The 23,660-nt window shown below is 73.2% G+C and carries 26 protein-coding genes; 14 read left to right on the forward strand and 12 right to left on the reverse strand.

Features of this window, described 5'->3' with window-relative positions:
• Positions 1-157: 157 nt before the first annotated feature.
• The 3 genes from ACFY6U_RS24800 to ACFY6U_RS24810 all read left to right on the forward strand — a co-directional run bounded on the left by ACFY6U_RS24800 (position 158) and on the right by ACFY6U_RS24810 (position 4,821).
• The gene (locus tag ACFY6U_RS24800; RefSeq protein ID WP_390041775.1) at positions 158-2,212 is read left to right on the forward strand and encodes a molybdopterin cofactor-binding domain-containing protein; all 2,055 of its coding nucleotides are present in this window, start codon (positions 158-160) and stop codon (positions 2,210-2,212) included.
• A gap of 32 nt (positions 2,213-2,244) precedes the next feature.
• Positions 2,245-2,703 carry a (2Fe-2S)-binding protein gene (locus ACFY6U_RS24805; RefSeq protein ID WP_390041518.1) on the forward strand — a complete coding sequence of 153 codons (459 nt, stop codon included), beginning with the start codon at positions 2,245-2,247 and terminating at the stop codon, positions 2,701-2,703.
• 168 nt (positions 2,704-2,871) lie between these two features.
• Positions 2,872-4,821 (forward strand): right-handed parallel beta-helix repeat-containing protein, encoded by a 1,950-nt coding sequence (locus ACFY6U_RS24810; RefSeq protein WP_390041520.1) that lies wholly within the window; start codon positions 2,872-2,874, stop codon positions 4,819-4,821.
• A 19-nt stretch (positions 4,822-4,840) separates the two neighbouring features.
• On the opposite strand, the gene ACFY6U_RS24815 is transcribed toward ACFY6U_RS24810, so the two are convergent.
• A complete protein-coding gene (locus ACFY6U_RS24815; RefSeq protein WP_390041522.1) occupies positions 4,841-5,815 on the reverse strand; it encodes an alpha/beta hydrolase in 975 nt (324 codons plus the stop codon).
• Positions 5,816-6,094: 279 nt separating this feature from the next.
• On the opposite strand from ACFY6U_RS24815, the gene ACFY6U_RS24820 reads away from it, so the two are divergent.
• Entirely contained in the window at positions 6,095-6,976 is an 882-nt protein-coding gene (locus ACFY6U_RS24820; protein WP_390041524.1) for an LLM class F420-dependent oxidoreductase, read from the forward strand.
• An 87-nt stretch (positions 6,977-7,063) separates the two neighbouring features.
• On the opposite strand, the gene ACFY6U_RS24825 is transcribed toward ACFY6U_RS24820, so the two are convergent.
• A complete protein-coding gene (locus ACFY6U_RS24825; protein ID WP_351495598.1) occupies positions 7,064-7,621 on the reverse strand; it encodes an NAD(P)H-dependent oxidoreductase in 558 nt (185 codons plus the stop codon).
• Between the two features lie 101 nt (positions 7,622-7,722).
• Between ACFY6U_RS24825 and ACFY6U_RS24830 the strand changes: the two genes are divergently transcribed.
• On the forward strand, positions 7,723-8,403 hold the full coding sequence (locus ACFY6U_RS24830) for a TetR/AcrR family transcriptional regulator (RefSeq protein ID WP_390041526.1): 681 nt from the start codon (positions 7,723-7,725) through the stop codon (positions 8,401-8,403).
• Here ACFY6U_RS24830 and ACFY6U_RS24835 read toward each other — a convergent pair.
• Together ACFY6U_RS24835 and ACFY6U_RS24840 are read right to left on the reverse strand one after the other, a co-directional pair.
• Positions 8,378-9,544, reverse strand: coding sequence for an FAD-dependent oxidoreductase (locus tag ACFY6U_RS24835; RefSeq protein ID WP_390041528.1), 1,167 nt, complete (start codon positions 9,542-9,544; stop codon positions 8,378-8,380). The genes ACFY6U_RS24830 and ACFY6U_RS24835 overlap by 26 nt on opposite strands.
• Positions 9,545-9,553: 9 nt before the next feature.
• Complete coding sequence (locus ACFY6U_RS24840) at positions 9,554-10,225, reverse strand: TetR/AcrR family transcriptional regulator (RefSeq protein WP_390041529.1); 672 nt, start codon at positions 10,223-10,225, stop codon at positions 9,554-9,556.
• 158 nt (positions 10,226-10,383) lie between these two features.
• On the opposite strand from ACFY6U_RS24840, the gene ACFY6U_RS24845 reads away from it, so the two are divergent.
• On the forward strand, positions 10,384-11,430 hold the full coding sequence (locus tag ACFY6U_RS24845) for a LacI family DNA-binding transcriptional regulator (RefSeq protein ID WP_351495590.1): 1,047 nt from the start codon (positions 10,384-10,386) through the stop codon (positions 11,428-11,430).
• Between the two features lie 180 nt (positions 11,431-11,610).
• Here ACFY6U_RS24845 and trxA read toward each other — a convergent pair whose 3' ends face one another.
• The gene (gene trxA / locus ACFY6U_RS24850) at positions 11,611-11,991 is read right to left on the reverse strand and encodes a thioredoxin (protein WP_293995986.1); all 381 of its coding nucleotides are present in this window, start codon (positions 11,989-11,991) and stop codon (positions 11,611-11,613) included.
• 136 nt (positions 11,992-12,127) lie between these two features.
• Between trxA and ACFY6U_RS24855 the strand changes: the two genes are divergently transcribed.
• Positions 12,128-13,555 (forward strand): dihydrolipoyl dehydrogenase family protein, encoded by a 1,428-nt coding sequence (locus ACFY6U_RS24855; protein ID WP_390041532.1) that lies wholly within the window; start codon positions 12,128-12,130, stop codon positions 13,553-13,555.
• Positions 13,556-13,702: 147 nt separating this feature from the next.
• Here ACFY6U_RS24855 and ACFY6U_RS24860 read toward each other — a convergent pair whose 3' ends face one another.
• Positions 13,703-14,347: a peptide deformylase gene (locus ACFY6U_RS24860; RefSeq protein ID WP_390041534.1), complete on the reverse strand. Its 645-nt coding sequence runs from the start codon at positions 14,345-14,347 to the stop codon at positions 13,703-13,705.
• Between the two features lie 122 nt (positions 14,348-14,469).
• On the opposite strand from ACFY6U_RS24860, the gene ACFY6U_RS24865 reads away from it, so the two are divergent.
• The 3 genes from ACFY6U_RS24865 to ACFY6U_RS24875 are packed head-to-tail and all read left to right on the forward strand — an operon-like array spanning position 14,470 to position 17,322.
• A complete protein-coding gene (locus ACFY6U_RS24865) occupies positions 14,470-15,918 on the forward strand; it encodes a PepSY-associated TM helix domain-containing protein (protein WP_390041777.1) in 1,449 nt (482 codons plus the stop codon).
• 60 nt (positions 15,919-15,978) lie between these two features.
• Positions 15,979-16,395 (forward strand): BlaI/MecI/CopY family transcriptional regulator, encoded by a 417-nt coding sequence (locus tag ACFY6U_RS24870; protein ID WP_390041536.1) that lies wholly within the window; start codon positions 15,979-15,981, stop codon positions 16,393-16,395.
• 6 nt (positions 16,396-16,401) lie between these two features.
• Entirely contained in the window at positions 16,402-17,322 is a 921-nt protein-coding gene (locus ACFY6U_RS24875; protein WP_390041538.1) for a M56 family metallopeptidase, read from the forward strand.
• Positions 17,323-17,406: 84 nt separating this feature from the next.
• On the opposite strand, the gene ACFY6U_RS24880 is transcribed toward ACFY6U_RS24875, so the two are convergent.
• Positions 17,407-17,766, reverse strand: a complete 360-nt coding sequence (locus tag ACFY6U_RS24880; protein ID WP_390041540.1) for a tetratricopeptide repeat protein — start codon at positions 17,764-17,766, stop codon at positions 17,407-17,409.
• A gap of 138 nt (positions 17,767-17,904) precedes the next feature.
• On the opposite strand from ACFY6U_RS24880, the gene ACFY6U_RS24885 reads away from it, so the two are divergent.
• Positions 17,905-18,249 carry a DUF6343 family protein gene (locus tag ACFY6U_RS24885; protein WP_390041542.1) on the forward strand — a complete coding sequence of 115 codons (345 nt, stop codon included), beginning with the start codon at positions 17,905-17,907 and terminating at the stop codon, positions 18,247-18,249.
• Positions 18,250-18,251: 2 nt separating this feature from the next.
• On the opposite strand, the gene ACFY6U_RS24890 is transcribed toward ACFY6U_RS24885, so the two are convergent.
• Entirely contained in the window at positions 18,252-18,548 is a 297-nt protein-coding gene (locus tag ACFY6U_RS24890) for a hypothetical protein (RefSeq protein ID WP_390041544.1), read from the reverse strand.
• A 199-nt stretch (positions 18,549-18,747) separates the two neighbouring features.
• Here ACFY6U_RS24890 and ACFY6U_RS24895 point away from each other — a divergent pair, with 199 nt between their 5' ends.
• A complete protein-coding gene (locus ACFY6U_RS24895; RefSeq protein WP_390041546.1) occupies positions 18,748-19,320 on the forward strand; it encodes a dihydrofolate reductase family protein in 573 nt (190 codons plus the stop codon).
• 29 nt (positions 19,321-19,349) lie between these two features.
• On the opposite strand, the gene ACFY6U_RS24900 is transcribed toward ACFY6U_RS24895, so the two are convergent.
• On the reverse strand, positions 19,350-20,132 hold the full coding sequence (locus tag ACFY6U_RS24900; protein WP_390041548.1) for an Fpg/Nei family DNA glycosylase: 783 nt from the start codon (positions 20,130-20,132) through the stop codon (positions 19,350-19,352).
• 188 nt (positions 20,133-20,320) lie between these two features.
• Between ACFY6U_RS24900 and ACFY6U_RS24905 the strand changes: the two genes are divergently transcribed.
• The gene (locus ACFY6U_RS24905; protein ID WP_390041550.1) at positions 20,321-20,521 is read left to right on the forward strand and encodes a hypothetical protein; all 201 of its coding nucleotides are present in this window, start codon (positions 20,321-20,323) and stop codon (positions 20,519-20,521) included.
• A gap of 141 nt (positions 20,522-20,662) precedes the next feature.
• Positions 20,663-21,520, forward strand: a complete 858-nt coding sequence (locus tag ACFY6U_RS24910) for a chitosanase (RefSeq protein WP_351495566.1) — start codon at positions 20,663-20,665, stop codon at positions 21,518-21,520.
• A 72-nt stretch (positions 21,521-21,592) separates the two neighbouring features.
• On the opposite strand, the gene ACFY6U_RS24915 is transcribed toward ACFY6U_RS24910, so the two are convergent.
• The 3 genes from ACFY6U_RS24915 to ACFY6U_RS24925 are packed head-to-tail and all read right to left on the reverse strand — an operon-like array spanning position 21,593 to position 23,579.
• Positions 21,593-22,399 (reverse strand): SAM-dependent methyltransferase, encoded by an 807-nt coding sequence (locus ACFY6U_RS24915; RefSeq protein WP_390041552.1) that lies wholly within the window; start codon positions 22,397-22,399, stop codon positions 21,593-21,595.
• 35 nt (positions 22,400-22,434) lie between these two features.
• Positions 22,435-22,707 (reverse strand): DUF397 domain-containing protein, encoded by a 273-nt coding sequence (locus ACFY6U_RS24920; RefSeq protein ID WP_351495562.1) that lies wholly within the window; start codon positions 22,705-22,707, stop codon positions 22,435-22,437.
• Complete coding sequence (locus ACFY6U_RS24925; RefSeq protein WP_390041554.1) at positions 22,704-23,579, reverse strand: helix-turn-helix domain-containing protein; 876 nt, start codon at positions 23,577-23,579, stop codon at positions 22,704-22,706. The genes ACFY6U_RS24920 and ACFY6U_RS24925 overlap by 4 nt, the downstream gene beginning before the upstream one ends.
• Positions 23,580-23,660: the final 81 nt, after the last annotated feature.

Below are 23,660 nucleotides of genomic sequence, written 5' to 3' on the forward strand. Positions count from 1 at the left end.
AGCCCGGCACGGCAGGCAACCCGCGCGGGCGCCCGCCCCTCCTAGCTGTCGAGGCCCGGCCGCACACAGCGCCGGCACAGGAACCGACCGACAGGAGCCCAGCTTGGACCGCAACGAGCCCCGGCGGGCCGCCGCCGGACCGTCCCGCCGGAGATTCATGGTGTACACGGTGGCCGCGGCCACCCTCACGGTCGCCGCCCCGCTCGGCTGCGACACCCCGCGGGCCGACGGCGCCACCGCGGCCCCGGGTGTCCTGGTCACCGGCACCGACGAGGAGATGCTCGTCCTGGAGGTCACCGCGGCCAACGAGGTCGTCGTACGGCTGCCCCGCGTCGAGGTCGGCCAGGGCATCACCACCGCCGTCGCCATGATGATCGCCGAGGAGCTGGACGCCCGCCTCGCCGACGTCCGGATCCCGCTCGCCGACGCCCGCAGCAAGGGCAACCAGTACACCGGCGGCTCCAGTTCGGTCAGCTCGCTGTACGGCCCGGCCCGGCAGCTGGCCGCCACCGCGCGCGCCCGGCTGGTGACCGCGGCCGCCCGCCGCTGGCGGCTCCCCGCGCGCGTCCTGCACACCCGGAACACCATGGTCGTGGCCCCCGACGGCCGGACGGCCACCTTCGGCTCCCTCACCGCGAGCGCGGCCCGGATCCGTAACCCGGACGTGCCGAGCAGGCCCAAGCCGGCCTCCCGGCACCGGGTGATCGGGAAGCCGACGACCAGGATCGACGCCCGGGACATCGTCACGGGGGCCGCGAAGTACGCCGGTGACCTGGCGGTGGCGGGCGCGAAGCCGACCGTGGTGGCCCGGCCGCCGACCCTGCGCGGCAGACTGGTCTCCCTCGACGACACCGCGGCCCGCGCCCTGCCCGGCGTCCACGCGGTCGTGAAGACACCGGGCGGGGTCGCCGTCGTGGCGGACACCTTCCACCACGCCTTCCAGGCTCGGGACGCGCTGCGGATCACCTGGGCCGACGGCCCGCTCGTTGCCCTGTCCGACAAGGAGATCCGCGCCCGGCTGCGCGCCGCGGTACCCCGGCTCGGCACCCCGCCGCGGGGATCGACGCAGATCGAGGGCGAGTTCGCGTTCGCGTTCGTCAGCCATGCCCCGATGGAGGTGCTCACGGCCGTCGCCGACGTCCGCTCCGACCGGGCCGAGCTGTGGTTCGCCACCCAGACCCCGATGGAGGCCCGCGAGGCCGTTGCCGACCTGCTCGGGCTCTCCAGGACCGCCGTACGCGTCCATGTGATGCGCGGCGGCGGCTCGTTCGGGCGGCGGCTCAATTTCGACCAGGCGACCGAGGCGGCGCTCATCTCCAGGGCGGCCCGTCGGCCCGTGAAGCTGATGTGGAGCCGCAACGACGACATCCGGCACGGCAGGATGCGCCCCGCCGACCACCACCGGATCCGGGCCAGTGTCGCCGGGGGGCGGGTGGTGGCCTTCCAGCACATGTCGGCCTCGGTGGGGGAGTCGTCCGACGGGCAGGGCCTGACCGCGCAGTCCGCCGCGGTACGTCCGCTGCCCAGCGACAGCGGGCTGTACAACTTCGGCCGGGTGAGCGGCGATTCGGGCGGCATCGAACTGCCCGTACCGCTCGGTGCCTGGCGCTCGGTGGACTCCGGGACCACGCGCACGGCGGAGGAGATCGTCGTCGACGACATCGCCCGCGCGCTGGGCCGGGACCCGGTCGCCTTCCGCCGTACCACCCTGCGCAGCAGGACGGTGAAGGCCGTCCTCGCCAAGGCGGCCGCCGCCGGGAACTGGGGGCGCCGGATGCCCGCGGGTACCGCCCAGGGCGTGGCCGTCCACGAGGAGTACGGGTCCGCGGTCGCCTGCCTGGCCGAGATCGACGCCACCGACCCGGAGAACCCCCGGGTCACCAAGGTGGTGATGGCCGCCGACGTCGGTACGGCCGTCAACCCGCGCGGCCTGGAGGCGCAGCTCATGGGCACCGCCGTCGACGGCATCTCCACCGTGCTGCGCGCGGGGCTGCACATCGACCGGGGCGCGGTCCGCGAGGGCAGCTTCGCCGACTTCCGCTACGCCCGCCAGCGGCACGCCCCGCTGGAGTTCGAGGCGCACATCATCCCCTCCGGCGGGGACCCGGGCGGCGCCGGTGAACTCGGCGTCCCCGCGGCTGCGGGCGCGGTCGCCAACGCCTACGCCCGCGCCACCGGCAGGAAACCCCGCAGCTTCCCCCTCGACTTCTGACCACTGCCGTTCCCAACTCCCAGAAGGCACCGATGCGTTCGTATTCCTTCGTCCTCAACGGCAAGCCGGTGACGGTCGAGGCCCCCGCCGACATGCCCCTCCTCTGGGTCCTGCGCGACCTGCTCGGCGTCACCGGTCCCAAGTACGGCTGCGGGGTGGGCGTCTGCCGCGCCTGCACCAGCCACCTCGACGGCGAGGAGATCCAGCCCTGCGTCGTCCCGGTCGCCGACTGCGCGGACCGCGCGGTCACCACCATCGAGGGCCTGGCCGACGGCGACACCCTGCACCCCGTCCAACAGGCCTGGCTGGACCGTGACGTGGCCCAGTGCGGCTTCTGCCAGCCCGGCCAGATCATGGCGGCCGCCGCCCTTCTGAAACGCTCCCCGCACCCCACGGACGCCGACATCGACGCCATCGAGAACGTCTGCCGCTGCGGCACCTACTCCAGGATCAGGGAGGCGATCAAGAAGGCGTCGGCGAACGGGGGTTGAGCCCAGGTCGCTCCACCTCCCGGTCCGCTCCACCTCCCGACGCGCGAACGGCGACCAAAGGCGCCCGACGCACAGACGATGGAGGCCCAGCCATAGACGATCGGCCGACGCCCCCGAGGCCGCTCCCGCCCGACGATGGGCCCATCCGACGAGCGGGAGGTACGAGACGTGAGGACAGCACGGGGCAGTGCGGCCGCCGCCCTGGCCGTGGCGGCCGCACTGGCATCGACGGCCGGCACACCGGCGCCGCCCCACCACCCATCACCCACCCGGCTCTACGTGGCCCCGTGGGGCGACGACCACGGGCCCGGCACCCTCGACCGCCCCTTCGCCACCCCGGCCCGCGCCCAGCGCGCGGTGCGGGCCATCGCCCCGCGCACGACCTCCGACGTCACGGTGAACCTGCGCGGCGGCACCTACCGCCTCACCTCCCCCGTCCGCCTGACCCCCGCCGACTCCGGCAGGCACGGCCACCGGGTGGTCTACCAGGCGTACGGCTACGGAACCGCACACCAGGAACCGGTCACCCTCAGCGGCGGCCGGCAGGTCACCGGCTGGCGCCCCGACCCCGGCCGGCCCGGGGTCTGGCGGGCCGACGTGGGCGGGCTGGAGACCCGCCAGCTCTACGTCGACGGCCACCGGGCCCCCCGCGCCTCCCTCGGCGGACCCCTGCCCGGAAAACTCACCCCGACCGCCACCGGCTACACCACGACCAGCAGGATCCCCCTCTCCTGGCACCACCCCGCCGGCCTCGAAGTCGTCTACCGCTACGACTACGTGGAAGGCCGATGCGGCGTGAAGGCCGTCTCCGCGACCGCCTCCACCCCCGCCAGGACCGTGATCACCATGGACCAGCCCTGCTGGCGGCTGGCCCGGGCCCTCTACGGCGCGGCCGCCCTCGCCCGGACCCACGACGTCGAGAACGCCGCCGACTTCCTCACCCGGGCCGGAACCTGGTCCCTGGACCGCTCCCGCCCAAGCCACCACACTCTCCTCTACCGCCCGCGCGCGGGCGAGGACATGACCCGCACCGAGGTCATCGCCCCCATCCTCCAGACCCTGCTCAGCGGCACCGGAAGCTCCGCCGCCCACCCGCTCCACGACCTCACCCTGCGCGGCCTGACCTTCGCCCACGCCACCTGGCTGGCACCGGACGAACCGGCCGGTTTCGCCGCCGCCTGGAGCATGTACATGCGCCCGGGCCGGGGCGGCGACATCACCGCCCTCACGGTCCCGGGCAACGTCACCTTCCGGCACAGCGACCGCATCACCCTCGCCGGCAACCGCTTCGTCCACCTGGGCGCCCAGGGTCTGACCCTCACCGCCGGCACCTCGCACACCACGGTCACCGGCAACGTCTTCACGGACATCTCCGACGGCGGCATCTCCCTGGGCGTCCTGCCCCCGGCCACCCGCGGCACGAACACGGGCAACCGCATCGCGGACAACTGGATCCACCGCATCGGCACCGAGTACCGCGCCGCCTCCGCCCTCTGGAACAGCGCCACCCAGGACACCCTCATCGCCCACAACCAGGTCGACCACGTCCCCTACACCGGCATCCTCTCCGGCCCCAGCGAGGACCTGCGCGGCCTGACCCGCCGCAACCGCATCATCGGCAACCGGGTCCTCGCCACCAACCGCCTGCTCGCCGACGGCGGCGGCATCTACCTGCGCGGCGACCAGGGCCCCTCCTACGCCGACGGCGCCCTGGTCGCCCGCAACGCCGTCACCGACAGCCCGGGCGCCGTCTGGAACGTCGGCATCTACACCGACGACTCCAGCAACCGCATCACCGTCCGCGACAACGTCGTCCACGACTACGTCGCCTCCATAGGCGGCTGCAGCGAGAACTGGGGTGACCGCCCCGTCCGCAACATCCGCTACACCGGCAACTACTGGGACGACAAGGTCCCCACCTGGCTCGCCCGCCGCCCCTACCCGGGAGCCTGGCCCCCCGCCCCCGACTGCGGCGACCCCCAGCACCTCCACTTCACGTCCAACACCCTCCTGACCCCGACCGCCCCCTGCCCCGCCCACCCGGCCTGCACCACCATCACGGCCACCGCGGGCCCACGCCCGCCGTACCGCAGGGGGCTGGGCCTGGGCCCGCGCTGACCGCGGGTCCGTCAGGCTCTCAGCGCGCCAGCACCCGCCGCAGCCAGTCCACATGGGCCGCCCTGGCCGACTGGGACAGGGCGGCCTGTGGGGCGAAGCCGTCGAAGCCGTGGAAGCCGCCGGGCCAGACGTGGAGTTCGGCGATACCGCCGGACTGCCAGATGCGGGAGGCATAGGTGACGGTCTCGTCGCGGAAGGTCTCGGCGGAGCCGACGTCGAGGAAGGCCGGGGGGAGGTTCGTGAGGTCGGTGGCGCGGGCCGGGGCCGCGTAGGGGGAGACGTCGGGACCGGCCCGGTGCTCGCCCAGCAGGGCGGTCCAGCCGGTCTCGTTGGACGTGTGGTCCCAGACGCCGAGGCCCTTCATCTGGTGGCTGGAGGGGGTGTCGTTGCGGTCGTCGAGCATCGGGCACATCAGCATCTGGCCGATCACGGACGGACCCTGACGGTCCCTCAGGAGGAGGGCCAGGGCCGCGGTGAGGCCGCCGCCCGCGCTGGCGCCGGCGATCACGATCCGTTCCGGGTCGCCGCCGATCTCCTTCGCGTGCTCCGCGGTCCACAGCAGGCCCGCGTACACGTCCTCCACCGGCGCCGGATGCGGATGCTCGGGCGCCAGCCGGTACTCCACCGACACCACGACCGCGCCCAGCTCCTTCGCCCAGGCCAGCGGGACGTCCACGCCCACCCGGTTGTTGCCGAGCACCATGCCGCCGCCGTGCACGTGGTAGATCACCGGGAGCGGACCGGCGGCGGCCGGGGCGACTGGGCGGCAGATCAGGAGCGAGATCTCGGGGGCGTCCGCCGGGCCGGGGACCGTGCGGTCCTCCACCTCGAACGCGCCCTCCATCGTGAGGTCCAGCTCGGCGAGGAGCCGTATCCCCGCGCCCTGCCGGATCTCGGCGATGTCCGCCATCGTGAACGACGGCGAGATCATGTCCTTGATCAGCTCCAGGGCGGCGGAGAGTTCGGGGTCGAACGGGGGCGGTACGGCGGTCATGGCGGCTCCTCGCTGTGGTGTCCTGCGGCTCGTGTGCCCATGATCCGGGCGGCCGTGCGCCTCCCGGGGGCCGCCGGACGGCGGAAGCTCCCCGCCATCCGGCGGGTGCCTGTCCGGAAACGTGTCCGGACACGCCGGGCCGCCGGCGCCGGGGCTTGACTTCGAGCGCGCTCCAGGACCTAGCGTCGAGGAGGCGGACGACGATCGGTGCGGAACACCGGCGCGGTACGCCGGTGCGGAACACCAGTGTGGAACATCAGGGCGGAACGGAGAACGGTCATGCGCGTGGGCGTGCACATCAACCGGTTCAACCACCCCGGCGGCGGACCCGCCCTCGGCGCCGAACTCGCCGCCGCCGGGGCCGCGGCCGAGGCCGCGGGCGTCAGCTGGGTCTCGGTGATGGACCACTACTTCCAGATGGAGTTCAACGGCGGCGCCGAGGACCCCATGCTGGAGGCCTACACCACCCTCGGCTACCTCGCCGGCCGCACCTCCACGGTGCGGCTCGGCGCCCTGGTGACCGGGGTGACGTACCGGCACCCCGGACTCCTCGCCAAGATCGCCACCACCCTCGACGTGGTGTCGGTCGGCCGGGCCACCCTCGGCATCGGCGCCGCCTGGTACGACCGTGAGCACCACGGACTCGGCGTGCCCTACCCTCCGCTCGCGGAGCGCTTCGAGCGGCTGGAGGAGACGCTCAGGATCTGCCTGCAGATGTGGGACCCGGAGAACAACGGCCCCTTCGAGGGCAGGCACTACAAGCTCGCCGAGACGCTCTGCGTCCCCGCTCCGGTGAGCACCCCGCACCCCGAGATCATGATCGGCGGCCAGGGCGAGAAGAAGACCCTGCGCCTGGTCGCCCAGTACGCCGACGCCTGCAACCTCATCCCGTCCTCCGCGGAGGAGCTGAGGCACAAGCTGGAGGTGCTGCGCGGCCACTGCGACACCGTCGGGAGGGACTACGACACCATCCGCAAGACCATCGCGTACGGCGCCGAACCGGCCACCACGGGCGACCTGGACGCCTTCACCCGTGACATCGAGGGCTACGCCAAGCTCGGCCTCGACACCGTCATCCTCTCCCCGCGCCTGGGTGAGACCTCGGGATGGATGGAGACCTTCGCCGCCCCGGCCGTCCAGCGGCTCGCCGGGATCGAGTGACCGGGAGCGGGACCTGAGCGGGAGCGCGACCTGAAAGACGCGAAAGGGGCCGGCGAGTGCCGGCCCCTTTCCGGGCGTGGGGGTGCCTCAGGCGGCCACGCCCACGTTGCCGTGCAGGCGGGCGACGACCTCGGTCAGCTGGGCGGCGACCTCGGTGTCGTCGGCCGGGTGGGTCTCGGCGAAGCGGGTCACCGAACCGGGGATCGACAGCTTGATGTCCTCGATCACCTTGCCGCCGGCGATGCCCACGGCCTTGCGGGCCTCGTCCTGCGCCCACACGCCGCCGTACTGGCCGAAGGCGGTACCGATGACGGCGACCGGCTTGCCGCCGAAGGCGCCGGCACCGTACGGGCGGGAGAGCCAGTCGATGGCGTTCTTCAGCACGGCCGGGATGGTGCCGTTGTACTCGGGGGAGAAGAGCAGGAACGCGTCGGCGGCCTGGGCGGCCTCGCGCAGCTTCGCGGCGGCGGCCGGGACGTTGCCCGCGACGTCGATGTCCTCGTTGTAGAACGGGATGTCGGCCAGGCCCTCGAAGACCTCGACCACGGCACCCTCGGGGGCGAGCTTGACGGCCGCCTCGGCGAGCTGGCGGTTGTGCGAACCGGCGCGAAGGCTGCCGACGAGCGCAAGGATGCGGACAGACATGGGAACTCCAGGGGGGGGTGAAACACTGCCGTTACGAATCCGGACCGAGGTCCGCTTAGTTTCTAACACCCTAACCGGACCTCGGTCCAGTTCTGTTCCCGATGCTTTACGCTGTCTTCATGTCCAGCGTCCTGCCGCCCCTCCCGCAGCCCCAGGAGCCATTCGACGCGCCGCAGTTGCTCGAAGTCGGACCCGCTCCCGAAGAGCCGTGCCTGCGTGCCGACGCGGCCCGCAACCGTGCCCGGCTGCTGGAGGCCGCCGCCCGGCTGATCGCCGAGCACGGGGTGGCCGGCGTGACCATGGAGGCGGTGGCCGCGGCGGCCGAGGTGGGCAAGGGCACGGTCTTCCGTCGCTTCGGCGACCGCACCGGACTGCTGATGGCGCTGCTCGACCACTCCTCGCGGCAGCTCCAGGCGGACTTCCTGGGCGGGCCGCCGCCCCTCGGCCCCGGCGCCCCGCCGGTCGAGCGGCTGCGGGCGTTCGGCGTCGCGGTGCTCTACCGCTCGGCCGAGCAACTGGACCTCCAGCTGGCCGCCCAGCCCGAGCCCACCCGGCGCTACGCCAATCCGCCGATCCAGGCGCTGCGTACCCACGTCACGATGCTGCTGCGGCAGATCGAGCCGGGCGCCGACTGCGAACTGCTCGCCCAGACGCTGCTCGCCTATCTCGATCCCGCCCAGATCCACCATCTGACCAGGCAGTGCGGGATGCCGATGGAGCGCCTGGAGGCCGGCTGGACCGACCTGGTCGACCGCGTCACACGGACGGCGCGGCCCCGCTGACGTCCGCCCCGGTGGCGGTGAACATGTCGACCAGGCCCTGCGGTGCGTCGGCGCGGAACAGCAGGGCGCCGCTCGCCGCGGAGTCCGCGGCGGACCGCTCGGCACGCGTGAACATCTTCTCCTCGTAGGCGGCCACGGCGGCCTCCGTGTCGCCGGGGTGCGCGATGAGCGCGAGGGCGAGGTCGGCGCCGTCGACGAGCGCCAGGTTGGCACCCTCGCCGGCGAACGGCGACATCAGGTGCGCCGCGTCACCGAGCAGAGTGACTCCGGGTGCCCGGTCCCAGCGGTGGCCGACCGGCAGGGCGTGGATCCGCCGCGGCACCAGCGGGCCCTCGGCGTCCGCGACCAGCGCCCGCAGGCTCTTGTCCCAGTCGCCGAAGTGGTCGAGCACGGCCCGCTTCGCCGCCTCGGCGTCGGTGAAGTCGATCCCGTCCAGCCAGTCCTCGGGCGCCTCCACCGCCGTGTACACGTGCAGGCTGCCGTCGCTCTCCCGGTGGCCGAGGAAACCCCGGCCCGCGCCGAGCGCGAACAGCATGCCCCCGCCGACCACTTCGGCGCTCACCGGATGCCGTACGTCCGCGTCCGGCAGGTCCGCCTCCACGAACGAGACCCCGGTGTACGCGGGCCGTGCGTCCGAGACCAGGGGCCGCACCCGGGACCAGGCGCCGTCCGCGCCGACCAGCAGATCGGTCGTGACGGAGCCGCCGTCCGCGAACGTCACCTCGTGCCGCCCGCCACCGATCGGGCGGGCGCCGGTGACCTTCGCGCCCCAGCGGATCACGCCCTCCGGCAGAGAGCCGGTCAGCAGCCCGCGCAGATCGCCCCGGTCGATCTCCGGCCGCCCGCCGGCGCCGTCGTCGGGGATGTCCAGCAGGACCCGGGCGTCCCTGTCCAGGACCCGGGTCGCCTGGCCGCCCGCGTGGACGTGCGTCAGGAACGTGTCGTACAGCCCGGCCGCGCGCAGCGCCACCTGGCCGGAGTCGTCGTGGATGTCGAGCATGCCGCCCTGGGTGCGGGCCGCGGCCGAGGCGTCGAGGTCGAAGACGGCCGCCTCGACGCCGTGCACCCGCAGCACCCTGGCGAGCGTGAGCCCGCCGAGACCGGCACCGACGATCGCGACGGGGTGGTGGGCAGTGGACATGAGGAGCTCCTAGTCTCGGGGTTCTGGTACGGCGGTGTGCTCGATGCCGTTGATCAGGGCCTGGAACGCCCAGGTCACGCGGGCCTCGGGCGCGCCCGACAGGAGCACCCCGGAGGCGGCGGCGATGTGCGGGTGGGTACGGTCCGACACCTGGCTCAGCGCCCGGCCGAGGGCGTCCCAGTCCTCCCGGGACGCCTCGCCCGCGTGCTCGGCGGCGGTCGCGGTGGCGCGTTGGAGCAGCAGGTCGACGCCCCAGGCGGCCCGTTCGCGCGGTACCCCGCCCTCGTCGAGCAGGCCCAGCAGGGTCTCGATCAGGTCCAGGTAGTGCGGGCCGCTCGGCCACGCGGTCAGCGCGGAGCGGGCGAGGCTCGGGTACTCCAGGAGTATCTGCGTGTACGCGATGAGCACCCGCTCCAGCCGCTCCCGCCAGCCGCCCTCCGTCGGGGCCGGGCCGACGGAGCCGAGCAGCTCGTCCAGGACCGCCGCGTGCAGTTCGGCGGTGTTGCGGACGTAGACGTACAGCGAGGCCGGCCCGGTGTCGAGCTCCTGGGCCAGACGCCGCATGGTGACCTTCTGCAGGCCTTCGGCGCGCAGGATCTCCACGGCGGCGGCGACGATGCCCTCCCTGGTCAGGGCGGGCTTGGCGGGACGCTCCCGGCGGGAGCGGGGAGTTGCTGGCATGCGTCGACCATAACGAACATGTTCGGTGCGAACAAGTTCGTGACGAACATGTTCGTCCCATAGCGGGGTGGGTCCTCGGCCGGATGGCCGGGGACCCAATTCGTCGAACCGTCAACCACCTTGCCCCGCCGGTCCCCCCTTGCCGGGCTTCTGCCAAGATGCCGTACGTCATGGTGCAGATCCCGAAACCGACCTCGGCAGCGTCGCCGGTCCCGCGCTCGGTCCCCACGAGCGCCGACGTGGCCCGCCTGGCCGGCGTCTCCCGTGCGACCGTCTCCTACGTCCTCAACAACACCAGTGCCGTCCGGATCAGCGAGCCCACCCGCCGCCGGGTCCACGAGGCCGCGAAGGAACTCGGGTACGTCCCGCACGCGGCCGCCCGCAGCCTGCGCGCCGGACACAGCCGGATGGTCCTGATGCCCGCCCCGGCCATCGCGGTGGGCCCGCTCTACGGGCAGTTCATCAACGACCTCCAGTGGGCCCTCAGCCGCCTCGACTACACGGTCGTCCAGTTCGGCACCGCGGGCCTCCGCGGAGACGAAGCCGCGCGCGCCTGGGCCGAGTTGAGGCCGGTGGCCGTGCTGGTCCCCGGCTCCGAACTCGGCTCCGAGGGCGTCGCGGTCCTCAAGCGGGCCGGCGCCCGCGCCGTGGTCACCTTCGGCCCCGAACGCGTCGAGGGCGCCCACGCCCTGCTGATGGACCACGACGCCGTCGGCCACTGCGCCGGACGCCACCTGTACGCCCGCGGCCGGCGCCGGATCGGCGTGGTCGTCCCCGAGGAGGCGGGGCTGGAGACCTTCTCCCGGCCCCGCCTCGAAGGTGTGCGCCAGGCGCTGCGTGGCACCGACGCCGAGGTGACCGCGGTGCCGCTCGGCTACACGGAACAGTCGGCGGCCGAACTTGCCGCACGCTGGCCGGAGTTGGGGCTCGACGCGGTGTTCGCGTACAACGACGAGTACGCGATGCTGTTCATGCGCGCCCTCCAGGACGAGGGCGTGCGCATCCCCGAGGACACCGCGGTGCTCGGCGCCGACGACCTGATGCTCGGCCGGCTGCTGCGGCCCCGGCTCTCCACGATCCACATCGACCTGCCCTCCGGCCGCGAGCTCGCCGAACTGGTCGACCGCGTGGTGCGTGACCCCGGCGGCGAACCGGAGACGCACCGGGTGCTCGGCGCCTCCGTGGTGCAGCGCGAGTCCAGCTGATCCCGACCGGCGCCCCCACAGCGGCGGCCGGACCGTGAACGACGCGACGACCGGACCGTGGACGACGATCCGTGGGACCCTTCTCCGGCGGAGCCGCCGCCTCGGGCACCCGTGCCCCGGTTCGGCGGCGCGTCCCGCCTTCCGGTGACCGTCAGCAGCCGTGACCCGGCCTGCCGGGTCTCACTCGCCCTGCGCACCGTCCTGCTGTGCGGCGATGCTCTTGCGGACCTCGTCCATGTCCAGCTTGCGGGCCTGGCCGATGACGTCCGTCAGGGCGGCCTCCGGCAGGGCACCCGGCTGGGCGAAGACGGCGACCTGGTCGCGGACGATCATCAGGGTCGGGATCGACTGGATACCGAAGGCCTGCGCCAGCTCCGGCTGCGCCTCGGTGTCCACCTTGCCGAAGACCAGGTCGGGGTTGTCCTGCGCGGCCTTCTCGTAGACCGGCGCGAACATCCGGCACGGGCCGCACCAGGACGCCCAGAAGTCGATGAGGACGAACTCGTTCTCGGTGACCGTCTGGTCGAAGTTCTCCTTGGTGAGCTCCACGGTGCTGCTCATGCGTGCTTCCCTCTTCCTGACGTGGGGGGCGCCCCGGGGCGGGGCGGAACCGCTCGCGACAACATGTCCGGCCGGGCGGGTATTCCGGCTGCCTACCCGTGTGGCCTCCGCGCACACCACCCGCAAGACTGGCCCCATGACGGAAACGGAATCCATCGCTTACGACGTCGTGGTGCTCGGGGCCGGGCCCGTGGGGGAGAACGTGGCCGACCGCACCCGTGCGGCCGGCCTCACCACCGCGGTCGTGGAGAGCGAACTCGTCGGCGGCGAATGCTCGTACTGGGCCTGCATGCCCAGCAAGGCCCTGCTGCGCCCGGTCATCGCCCAGGCGGACGCCCGCCGCCTGCCCGGGCTCGCCCAGGCGGTCCAGGGCCCCCTCGACACCCCCGCGGTCCTCGCCCGCCGCAACTACTTCGCCTCGGACTGGAAGGACGACGGCCAGGTCGCCTGGCTCGACGGCATCAGCGCCGACCTCTATCGCGGCCACGGCCGCCTCGCCGGACCCCGCACGGTCACCGTGACCGGCCCCGACGGCACCCTCACCACCCTCACCGCCCGGCACGCGGTGGCCGTCGCCACCGGCACCCGCGCCCAGCTGCCCGACCTGCCCGGCCTCGCCGAGGTGAAGCCCTGGACCAGCCGCGAGGCCACCAGCGCCCAGGAGGCGCCCGGCCGGCTGATCGTCGTCGGCGGCGGTGTGGTCGCCACCGAGATGGCGACCGCCTGGCAGGCCCTCGGCTCCCGGGTCACCCTCCTGGTCCGGGGCAAGGGCCTGCTCAACCGCATGGAGCCGTTCGCCGGCGAGCTCGTCGCCGACGCGCTCGAGGAGGCCGGCGTCGACGTCCGCACCGGTACGTCGGTCCGGTCGGTCACCCGCGAGAACGGCACGGTCGTGGCCGTGACCGACAGGGGCGACCGCATCGAGGCCGACGAGATCCTGTTCGCCACCGGGCGCGTCCCGCACACGGACGACATCGGCCTCGACACGGTCGGTCTGGAGCCGGGGTCCTGGCTGTCGGTGGACGACACCCTCCTGGTCGAGGGCACCGACTGGCTGTACGGCGTCGGGGACGTGAACCACCGGGCGCTCCTCACCCACCAGGGCAAGTACCAGGCCCGCATCGCGGGCGCGGCGATCGCGGCGCGTGTCGCGGACACGCCGCTCCTGGACGCACCGTGGGGTGCGCACGTGGCCACCGCCGACCAGCACGCCGTACCGCAGGTCGTCTTCACCGACCCGGAGGCGGCGGCCGTCGGACTCTCCCTCGCCGAGGCGGAGCAGGCGGGTCACCGGGTGCGGGCCGTCGACGTCGAGTTCTCCTCCGTCGCCGGGGCCGGGCTGTACGCCGACGGCTTCAAGGGGCGCGCCCGGATGGTCGTCGACCTGGATACGGAGACCCTGCGCGGAGTCACTTTCGTGGGGCCGGGGGTGGGTGAGCTGATCCACTCGGCGACGATCGCCGTGGCCGGAGAGGTGCCGATCGGCCGGTTGTGGCATGCGGTGCCGTCTTATCCGACGTTGAGTGAGGTGTGGTTGCGGCTCCTTGAGGCGTACAGGGGGTAGGCCTCAAGGAGGAGACGGGGCGTGGGGGTTGTCTGCGGGCCGGTGGGGGCTGGCCGCGCAGTTCCTCCCCCAGCCTTCGGCCGGGGGTACCCCCAGCGCCCCGTTCGGGGCGCTGACGAGCACCGCGCCTCGCGAAGCGCTGTCGCCTCACGGCAGTTCGAAACCCAGGGCCTCGGCGGCCGTCGCCGGGGTCGGCTGTGTCCAGCGCTCCGTCATGGCGGCGTTGGAGGACAGTGAGCGCGGCTCCGCCCGGTCCAGGTAGAGCATGCCGTCGAGGTGGTCGGTCTCGTGCTGGACGATGCGGGCCGGCCACCCCGTGAACACCTCGTCGAGCGGGTGCCCGTGCTCGTCCGCGCCGGTCAGCCGGACGCTCGCGGGCCGGGCCACCACCGCCTGCCAGCCCGGCACGCTCAGGCAGCCCTCGAAGAACGCGGCGCGGGCGGTGCCGACGGGCTCGTAGACCGGGTTGACCAGCACCCGGAACGGCTGCGGGACCCGGCCCCGGGCCGCCGCGATCTCCTCGGGCACCGGCGCCGGGTCCTCGATGACCGCGATGCGGAGCGGGACGCCGACCTGGGGCGCGGCGAGGCCCACGCCCGGTGCCGCGTGCATGGTGACGCGCAGTGCCTCGACGAAGCGGGCCAGCAGGGCCGGGGCCAACTGGCCGTCGTACCGCTCGGTTCCGCGCCGCAGCACCGGGTCGCCGGCCGCGACGATGGGCAACGGGCCGCCGGGGGCGAGGAGTTCCTCGATCCGGTCGGCAAGGGGTGCGCGAGCACTGGGAGATGCCATCGGGCCAGCATGCCATGGCGAGGGGTGTGACTCAGGTCACTTCGACCGTGGGGAACTCCGCCCGGGAGCGGTCCGACTACTGGACCGTCCCCGCTCCGCACCATTCCCCGGAGAAGCCCTCGATGCCCATCACCCCTTCGACCTCCCCCCATCTCGGCTCCGCTCGATCGGGGGGACCCCCATCGGACGAGGCCCCGCAACCCGCCGCCCCCGCCGCGTCGCCGAGCCGCTGGGCCCCGCTGCGCCCCCTCGTCCTGCGCCTGCACTTCTACGCCGGCGTCCTGGTCGCCCCCTTCCTGCTCGTCGCCGCCGCCACCGGCCTGCTGTACGCCTTCTCCTTCCAGGCCGAGAAGCTGGTGTACGCCCATGAGCTGACCGTCCCCGTCGGCGGGACCGAGCTGCCGCTCTCCGAACAGGTCGCCGCCGCCCGCAAGGCCCACCCCGAGGGCACGGTCTCCGCGGTACGGCCGTCGCCGGAGGCGGGCGCGACCACCAGGGTGCTGCTGTCGGGAGTCAAGGGTGTCAACCCGGACCACACCCTCGCGGTGTTCGTCGACCCGTACACCGGCAAGGTGCGCGGCGCGCTGGAACAGTACGGCTCGACGGGCGCGCTGCCGCTGCGCACCTGGATCGACGAACTCCACCGCGACCTCCACCTCGGCGACACCGGGCGGCTCTACAGCGAGTTCGCCGCGAGCTGGCTGTGGGTGATCGCGGGCGGCGGCCTGGTGCTGTGGTTCGCCCGGCGGCGGGCGCTGCGCAAGGTGCGCGGCACCAGCGGGCGGCGCCGCACGCTGGGCCTGCACGGCACCGTCGGCGTCTGGGCCGCCGCCGGGTTCGTCTTCCTCTCGGCGACCGGCCTGACCTGGTCCACGTACGCCGGCGCCAACATCGACGAGCTGCGCACCTCGCTCGGCCAGGCCACCCCGTCCGTCTCGGCGGCCGCGAGCGGCGGCGAGCACGCGGGTCACGGCACGGCGGCCGGGACGGGCGGTGACGCCGAGCACGGCGTCGGTCTGGACAAGGTGCTCGCGGCCGCCCGCGCCGAGGGACTCGGGGACCCCGTCGAGATCGTCCCGCCCGCCGACGCGAACAGCGCCTACGTGGTGCGGCAGGTCCAGCGCAGCTGGCCCGAGAAGCAGGACTCCGTCGCCGTGGACCCGGGCGCCGGCGAGGTGACCGACGTCCTGCGCTTCGCCGACTACCCGGTTCTCGCCAAACTGACCCGCTGGGGCATCGACCTGCACACCGGCATCCTCTTCGGCCTGGTCAACCAGCTCGCCCTCGCCCTGCTCGCGGTCGCGCTGATCCTGCTGATCCTCTGGGGCTACCGCATGTGGTGGCAGCGCGGCCGCGGCTCCGCCTTCGGCCGGCCGATCCCGCGCGGGGCCTGGGCGGAGGTCCCGCCGTACCTCCTCGTCCCGGCGATGGCGGTGGTCGCGGTCCTCGGCTGGTTCGTGCCGCTGCTCGGGATCCCGCTGGCCGCCTTCCTCGCCGTGGACATCGTGCTCGGCGAGATCGCGCACCGTCGCGGCCGGCGGACGTACGGAGGCAGGGCCGGCGTGAAGTAGCGTGGTCAGACACGCTGGTGAGCGTGTCACCACACGCCGACGCCGGAGGGAGACGGGACCATGGCGCGGGCCCGGCGGGGGCAGGGGGAGCTGGAGGGGCAGGTGCTGGGCGCGCTGCGCGAGGCCGGCGGTCCCGTCACCGCCGCCTGGGTGCAGGAGCGGCTCGGCGGCGACCTCGCGTACACCACCGTCGTGACCATCCTGACCCGGCTGCTCGCCAAGGACGTCGTCGCCCGGGAACGGCAGGGCCGCGCCTTCCTGTGGACGCCCACCGCCGACGTGGCCCGGCTCGCCGCCCTGCGGATGCGCCGGCTCCTCGACGGCGAACGGGACCGCGAGGCGGTGCTCGCCAGCTTCGTCACCGCCCTGCCGCCCGGTGACGAGCAGGTGCTGCGGGCCCTGCTGGAGGCCGCCGGGCCGGGCCCGGTGAACACTCGGAACGTCCCGCCCGCGGACCACGGCGGTACGGAAGACTGACCGTCCATGGGGGTCTTCGTCTTCCTGCCGCTGGTCCTGCCGCTGACCGCGTGGCCCGTCGCCCGGCTGGCCGAGGGGCGGCTGCATCCGCGCACCGCCGCCCGGCTGCTGACCGCGGTGGCCGTGGTCATGGCCGGGTGCAGCACGCTCTGCCTCGCCCTGCTGATGGTGGTCGGCACCGCCCAGCTCCCGGGCAACCCCCTCCCGGACGGCTGGTCCGACCCGGAGGTACGGGCCGCCGTCCCGCACGACGAGATCGCCGGCCGCGCCGCCATCCCCGCCCTCGCCGCGGTCACGGTCCTGTGCGGCCGCACCCTCCACCGGCACGGCCGGGTCATCCGGCGGGCCCGCCGGGCGCTCACCGCACTGCCCGGTCGGGCGGTCGCCGTGCTGCCCGACAGCACGCCCTACGCCTACGCGCTCCCCGAGCGGATCGTCGTCACCTCCGCGCTCCTGGACGGCCTCGCCCCGGGCGAACGCCGGGCCCTGTTCGCCCACGAGCGCGCCCACCTCGCCGCCCGGCACCACCGGCACCTGCTCGCCGTCCACCTGGCGGCACGCGCCAACCCCTTCCTGCGGCCCCTGCGCACCGCCGTCCGCTACACGGCCGAGCGCTGGGCGGACGAGGAGGCGGCCCGCTCGGTGGGGGACCGGCGCACCGTCGCGCGGGCCATCGGCAAGGCGGCGCTGCTGTCCGCGGGCACCCCGGCGCCGACGCTGGCCGCGCTGGCCGCCACCGGTGCGGTGCCGCGCCGGGTCGCCGCCCTGCTCGGCCCCGCCCCGGTGGCCCGCACCTGGCCCTCCGCGTTCACCGCGGCCGGCCTCGCCGTCTGGGGCGCCGCCGCGGGCACCCTCGTCTCGGCGATGTCCTCGGCGAACTCGGCGGTGACGCTGTTCCTGGTCCTGCGCGCGGCGGCGCCACCGTGACCGCCGCCTGAACGACGGCGAAGCACCCGACGACGGCGAAAAGGGCCCCCGGCCGTGCCGGGGCCCCTCTTCATCAGCCGCTGCTCACTTCTCCGGGAAGTCCCCGGCCAGCGCCGAGGCGATCCGCAGATGCGGCTCCGCCTCCTCGTGCCGGGCCTGCCGCTGGAGCGTACGGCCCAGCATCAGCCGGGCGTAGTGCTCGACCGGGTCGCGCTCGACGATCTCGCGCAACTCGGCCTCCGCGCGGCGCAGTTGGGCCGAGTGGTAGTAGGCGCGCGCCAGCAGCAGCCGCGGTCCGGTCTGCTCCGGCGCCTCCTCGACCAGCCCGGCGAGCACCCGCGCGGCGCCCGCGTAGTCCTTGGCGTCGAAGAACAGCTGGGCCCGGGCCCAGCGCTCGGCGGCGGTTCCCTGGTCGTAGTACGTCGTCTCGTACGTCGTGTCCACTCGTGACCTCCTTCGAGGCCGACAACGGACCGAGGTGGTTGAATATTCCACCAACTCTGCGGAGGGGCTGGTTTGGCGGTGCCGGTGCGGGCAACGCGACTGTGGACGGATGTCCGACCGCCCGGAAAGGGGAGAGCCGTGGACCACGAACTTCCCGACCGCGGGCGCGAGCAGGCCCGGCCGGTGCCCCGGGAGCGCTCCGATGCGCCCGGCGGCCGCCGCCCGCGGTCCGGCACCGAACCGGTCACCGCCCGCAGCCCGGTGCGTCTGCGCCGGCTGCTGAGCGGCGTCTTCCTGCCTCTGTTCGCCGCGGCGGCCGTCCTGTTCGCCGTCTGGGCCGCCCGCTCCGGAGCCGGTGACAGCCCTGGCCGCGGCGCTCTGGTCACCCTCGCCGCGGTCTGTGCGGCCCTCGCCGTGGCGGCGGCCGTGGACCTGCTGGTCGTGGCCCGCGGCCTGCGCCGGGAGCGTGCCGGCTCCCGGTGAGGTCAGGCCCCGGCGGCGGGTCCAGTGGAGCGGCCGGGCGCGGTACGGGTGTTGCCCGCGCGCGGGCCGCGGCGGTGATGGACCGCGCCGCCGGTCATGGCGGCCAGGCCCAGGCAGAAGATCAGCGCCAGCGCGAGACCGGCACAGAAGATCGCCAGCGGGCCGAGCGTGGCGATGTGGTGGTCGAGCACGGACACGGTGTAGCCGGGTCCGCCGGACAGGTTGCCGGCGATCGCCAGAGCGGTGAAGGCGACGGTCGCCGCGAGCAGAAGCAGTCCGAGGAACAGCATCCCGGTCATCTCCTCAGGTCCCCAGGAAATGGTCCTGCCCGGTCGAGTACCTGCGGTACGGCGCTTTACACGGCATCGCCGGGCACCGGTGCGGCTGCCACGGTCTCCAGCCGACAAGCTGGATTTTCTTGACAATATTAGTTGTCGGTTGGAGGCTGGGAGGGACCGCGGACGACCGCGGCGGATCCCAGGCGGCGAGGAAACCCCGATGCGTACCCTGATCAGCACTGCCTTCATCTCCCTCGACGGTGTCGTCGAGGGTCCCGGCGGCGAGCCCGGCTACCGGAACTCCGGGTGGACCTTCAAGGGCGTCGAGTTCGTCCCCGAGGCGTTCGAGATCAAGGAGCGGGAACAGAAGGAGTCGACGGCGATCCTGATGGGGCGGGCCAGCTACGAGGCGTTCAGTCCGGTGTGGCCGGACATGGCGGAGTTCGCGCACTACAGGACGGTGCCGAAGTACGTCGTCTCCACCACCCTCACCGAGGGCGACCTGGTGTCCAACTGGGGGGAGACCACGATCCTGCGCTCGCTCGACGAGGTCGCCGCCCTCAAGGAGACCGAGGGCGGCCCCGTCATCGTCCACGGCAGCGCCTCGCTCAACCACGCCCTGTCCGACGCGGGCCTGATCGACCGCTACCACCTGCTCGTCTACCCGCTGCTGCTCGGCGCGGGCAAGCGGCTCTTCAGCGCCTCGGACAAGGACACCCAGCACCTGAAGCTGGTCGAGCACGAGGTCTACGCGAACGGCGTGCAGAAGAACGTCTTCGACGTCGTCCGCTGAGCCGCGCCGCCGTCAGCCGCGTGGTCGCGTCAGTGCTGGCAGGCCGGGCACCAGACCGTGCGGCGGCCGGAGACGCGGCGGGAGCGCAGCGGGGTGCCGCAGCGCGGGCAGCTCGGTTCGGTGTCGTCGCGGTGGCCGGTGAGCCAGTTGCGGCGGGGTGGTACGCGAGCGGCCCGGCAGGAGGTGGCGAGCACCCGTCGCATCGCCGTGAACACGTGGCGGGCCTCGGCCTCGTCGAGATCGCGCGCCGGCCGCCCCGGGGCGACCTGGGCCCGCCACAGGATCTCGTCGCAGAGCAGGTTGCCGAGTCCGGCGACGGCGGACTGGTCCATCAACAGGCCCTTGACGGCGCCCCGCCGCCCGGCGAGCAACGCCAGGAAGTCCCCGCGGTCGATGTCGAGGGCGTCGGGTCCCAGGCCGGCCAGCATGTGCTCCACCGCGTCGGGCCCGTCGGCCAGTCGGACGCCCTGGAGCTTGCGCTGGTCGCGGTAGCGCAGCTGCCGTTCGCCGTCGAGCGTGAGGACGACCCGGTCGTGCCGGTCCAGGGGGTCGTCGGCCGAGGCCGGTATCAGCTCGCCCGTCATGCCGAAGTGCCACACCAGGGCCGGGCCGTCGCCGACCGGTGCGACCAGCAGCTTGCCGTGGCGGTGCGGCCGGCCCAGTCGCCGGCCCTCGACCTCGCGCCGCAGCCGCCGTGCGCCGACACCGCGCAGGACTCCCGCGTCCCGCACGTCGACACGCCGGACGCGGTGCCCCCGGCCGCAGGAGTCCAGCACCTCGCGGAAACCCTCGACGTCCGGCAGCTCCGGCATGGTTCCTCCCGGGGGCGGTCTCGGCGCACCCACCGCATCCCGGGTAGCCGCGTTCGCCCCGGCCAACCCTCGCGAGGAGCGGCAGCCGGAGGTGGGTGCCCCCGCCCCTCCATGCGTCGTTCGAGGGCGCGGCCCGCCGCATGATCCGTGTCCCTCGGGGGCATCCGGACACTATGGAAGGCGCGCCTGTGATCGTGCAGCCGCCGGGCCCCGACGGCGGCCGGCGGGTCACCATCCGCGGGGAGTACGTCGGCATGGCGTACCACCTGCTCGACATCGTCGAGTTCCTGCGTCGCGCGGGCCTGCCCGAGGCCAGTACGACGGTCGACGACCCCGAGCTGATCGAGTGGCGCGGCATCGGCCCGAAGGCCTGGACCGCCACCGGCTGACCCGCACCGGACCGCACCGGACCGCACCGGCGGACTTGTTCGACCCTACGAACTTTTCGCGTGATGGGTACACATCAGTGGGTCCGACTGATAGGAAACCTTCCTATCGGTGAAGTCCCCAACCCCCCACGGGAGCCCGCTGTGAGGAATCCGAACGACACCACCCCGACGAACCCCGTCCTGACCTCCCGTCGCACCCTGCTCGCCCTGCTCGGAGCGTCCGCCGTCGGCGCCGGAGCCGTGCTGCTGCGCCCGGCGCACGCCTCCGCCGCCGCGCCGGCCGCGAGCTGCGTGGGCCTCGACGACCCGGCGAAGAAGGAGATCGCCATGAAGCTGGTGTCGAGCGCGGAGAACTCCTCGCTCGACTGGAAGGCGCAGTACAAGTACATCGAGGACATCGGCGACGGCCGCGGCTACACCGCCGGGATCATCGGCTTCTGCTCCGGCACCGGCGACATGCTCGACCTCGTCCAGCTCTACACCGACCGCAAGCCCGGCAACGTGCTCGCCAAGTACCTCCCCGCCCTGCGCCGGGTCAACGGCACCGACTCGCACAGCGGTCTCGACCCGAACTTCCCGGCGGACTGGCGCAAGGCGGCCCAGGACACCGCCTTCCAGCAGGCGCAGAACGACGAACGCGACCGCGTGTACTTCAACCCGGCCGTGCAGCAGGGCAAGACGGACGGCCTGGGCACGCTGGGGCAGTTCACCTACTACGACGCCATCGTCATGCACGGCGACGGCGACGACGCCACCAGCTTCCGCAACATACGCAAGCGCGCCCTCGGCCACGCCAAGCCGCCGGCGCAGGGCGGCAACGAGAAGACGTACCTCAACGCCTTCCTCGACGCCCGGGTGTGGGCCATGAAGCAGGAGGAGGCGCACAGCGACACCACCAGGGTCGACACCGAGCAGCGGGTCTTCCTGAACAAGGGCAACCTGTGCCTGAACACCCCGCTGGACTGGAAGGTGTACGGCGACAGCTACCACATCGGCTGACACCCCCGGGCTGTCGTACCGCACCCCCATGCGGTACGACAGCCCAGGGGCGGATCCCCCCTCGCAGCGGCCTTACGGCTTGATGCCCACCCCGGTCCACAGGCTGACCTCCGCGTCGGTGGCGGTCGGCTCGGCGTCGGGGCGCCAGCGGTGGCCCACCGAGACACCGGGGTCGAGCAGTTCGAGCCCGTCGAAGAAGCGCGTCACGTCCGTACGCGAGCGGAACTGCACCGGGGTGCCCGCGTTGTTGTAGATGTCGGTGACTTTCTGCCAGGTGTCCGGGTCGAAGTCGGGCGTGCAGTGGCTCAGGGCGAGCGCGCTGCCCGGGGGAAGCACGTCAAGCAGTCGGCTCACGATGCCGTAGGGGTCCTGAGCGTCCGTCACGAAGTGCATCAGGGCGTTCAGGGACAGCGCCACCGGCCGCCCGAGGTCCAGCACCTCCGCCAGCTCCGGGGCGTCGAGCAGCGACTGCGGGTCGTTGACGTCCGCCTCGATGTAGGTGGTGCGGCCCTCGACCGTGCTGCGCATCAGCCGCTCGGCGTACTTGAGCACCAGCGGGTCGTTGTCGGCGTACACCACCCGGGCCTCGGGGACCACGGACTGCGCGACCTGGTGCAGGTTCGGCTCGGTGGGGATGCCGGTGCCGATGTCGAGCCACTGCCGGATGCCGTGCTCGCGGGCGAGGACGCGGGTGGCCCGGTGCATGAAGGCACGGTTCTCCCGGGCGCAGACGAAGATGCCCGGGTAGACGGACGCGACGGTCTCGGCGGCCACCTTGTCGACGTCGAAGTGGTCCTTGCCGCCCAGGTAGTAGTCGTACATGCGGGCGGAGTGGGGCCTGCTGGTGTCGATGTCCCGCGCCGCGGGCGAGTTGGTCATCCTGAACCTTTCAGAGGGGGTGGGTGGGGGAGAGGTCAGCCGGTGGTGAGGTGGTCGGCGAGGCCCCGTTTGACCCCCGCGACGAACGCGGTGATCTCCTCCGGGGTGTAGATCAGCGCGGGGCCGGCCGGATCCGTCGACTGCCGCAGCGCGATCCTGCCGTCGGCGAGCTGCTTCGTCTGCACGCACTGACCGCCGTTGGGGCCGCTCCAGGGCGACTCCCAGCCCTGTTCCCCCAGGTCCGATGCGGGCATGCCGTTGTACACGTCGTGGACGCCGCCGTCGAAGGAGGTGTCGAAGGTGGTCATGAGTACTCCTTGCGCATGCGGTTCAGGAGCGCCCTGCTCTGCGCGTCGGAAGTGAGCAGGGACATGCGGTTGTGCGCCTCCAGGTGGGCGACGACGTCGGAGCGCTGGTCCAGGTACATCGCGCCGGAGAGGACCTCGGTGTAGACGACGTCCGGCAGCTCGGGCTCCGCGAAGCGGAAGTAGGTGAACGGGGCGCACACCCCCAGATGGGCACCGGCCGTGAACGGGACGACGTCGACGCTGACGTGCGCCAGTTCCGAGGCCTCCAGCAGCCGTTCGATCTGCTCCCGCATCACCTCGGGCCCGCCCACCACCCGGTGCAGGACCGCCTCCTCCATCACCACCCACAGCGTCGGCGCGTCGGAGCGCTCCAGCAGGGCCTGACGGCGCAGCCGCAGGTTCACCCGCCGCTCGAGGTCCTCGTCGCTGTCGTTGGGGAAACCCCCGCTGAGCACGTGGCGCGCGTACTCCCGGGTCTGCAGCAGCCCCGTGGCGTAGTGCGGCTCGTACGTCCGCAGGGTCGTCGCGCCGGTCTCCAGGCTCACGTAGGCGCTGAACCAGGTGGGCAGCACATCCCGGTACGTGTGCCACCAGCCGGGCTCGTTGGCCCGCTCGGCGAAGGCGACGAACTCGTCCCGCTCCTGCCGGTCGGCGCCGTAGGTCTCGAGCAGTTTCTCCACGTAGAGGGGCTTGAGCGTGACCTCCGCCTTCTCCAGCCGGCGGATGGTCAGGGGTGTGACCCGAAGCGCCCGCGCGGCGTCCTCCAGTGACACTCCCGCTCCCTGGCGCCGCTCCTGGAGCCTGCGGCCCAGGACCATGCGCAGCACGGTGGGCGCACTGGTGCTCCCCGCGTTCGAACGGCCTTCGCTCACGCCCTACCTCCTGAGGGACTGTCACCCGGACGAGTGTGACAGGCACTTGCTGAAGCGGCCAGACGGATACCGGCATCCTGA

This window comes from Streptomyces sp. NPDC013157 (assembly GCF_042899865.1).
GTDB lineage: Bacteria > Actinomycetota > Actinomycetes > Streptomycetales > Streptomycetaceae > Streptomyces.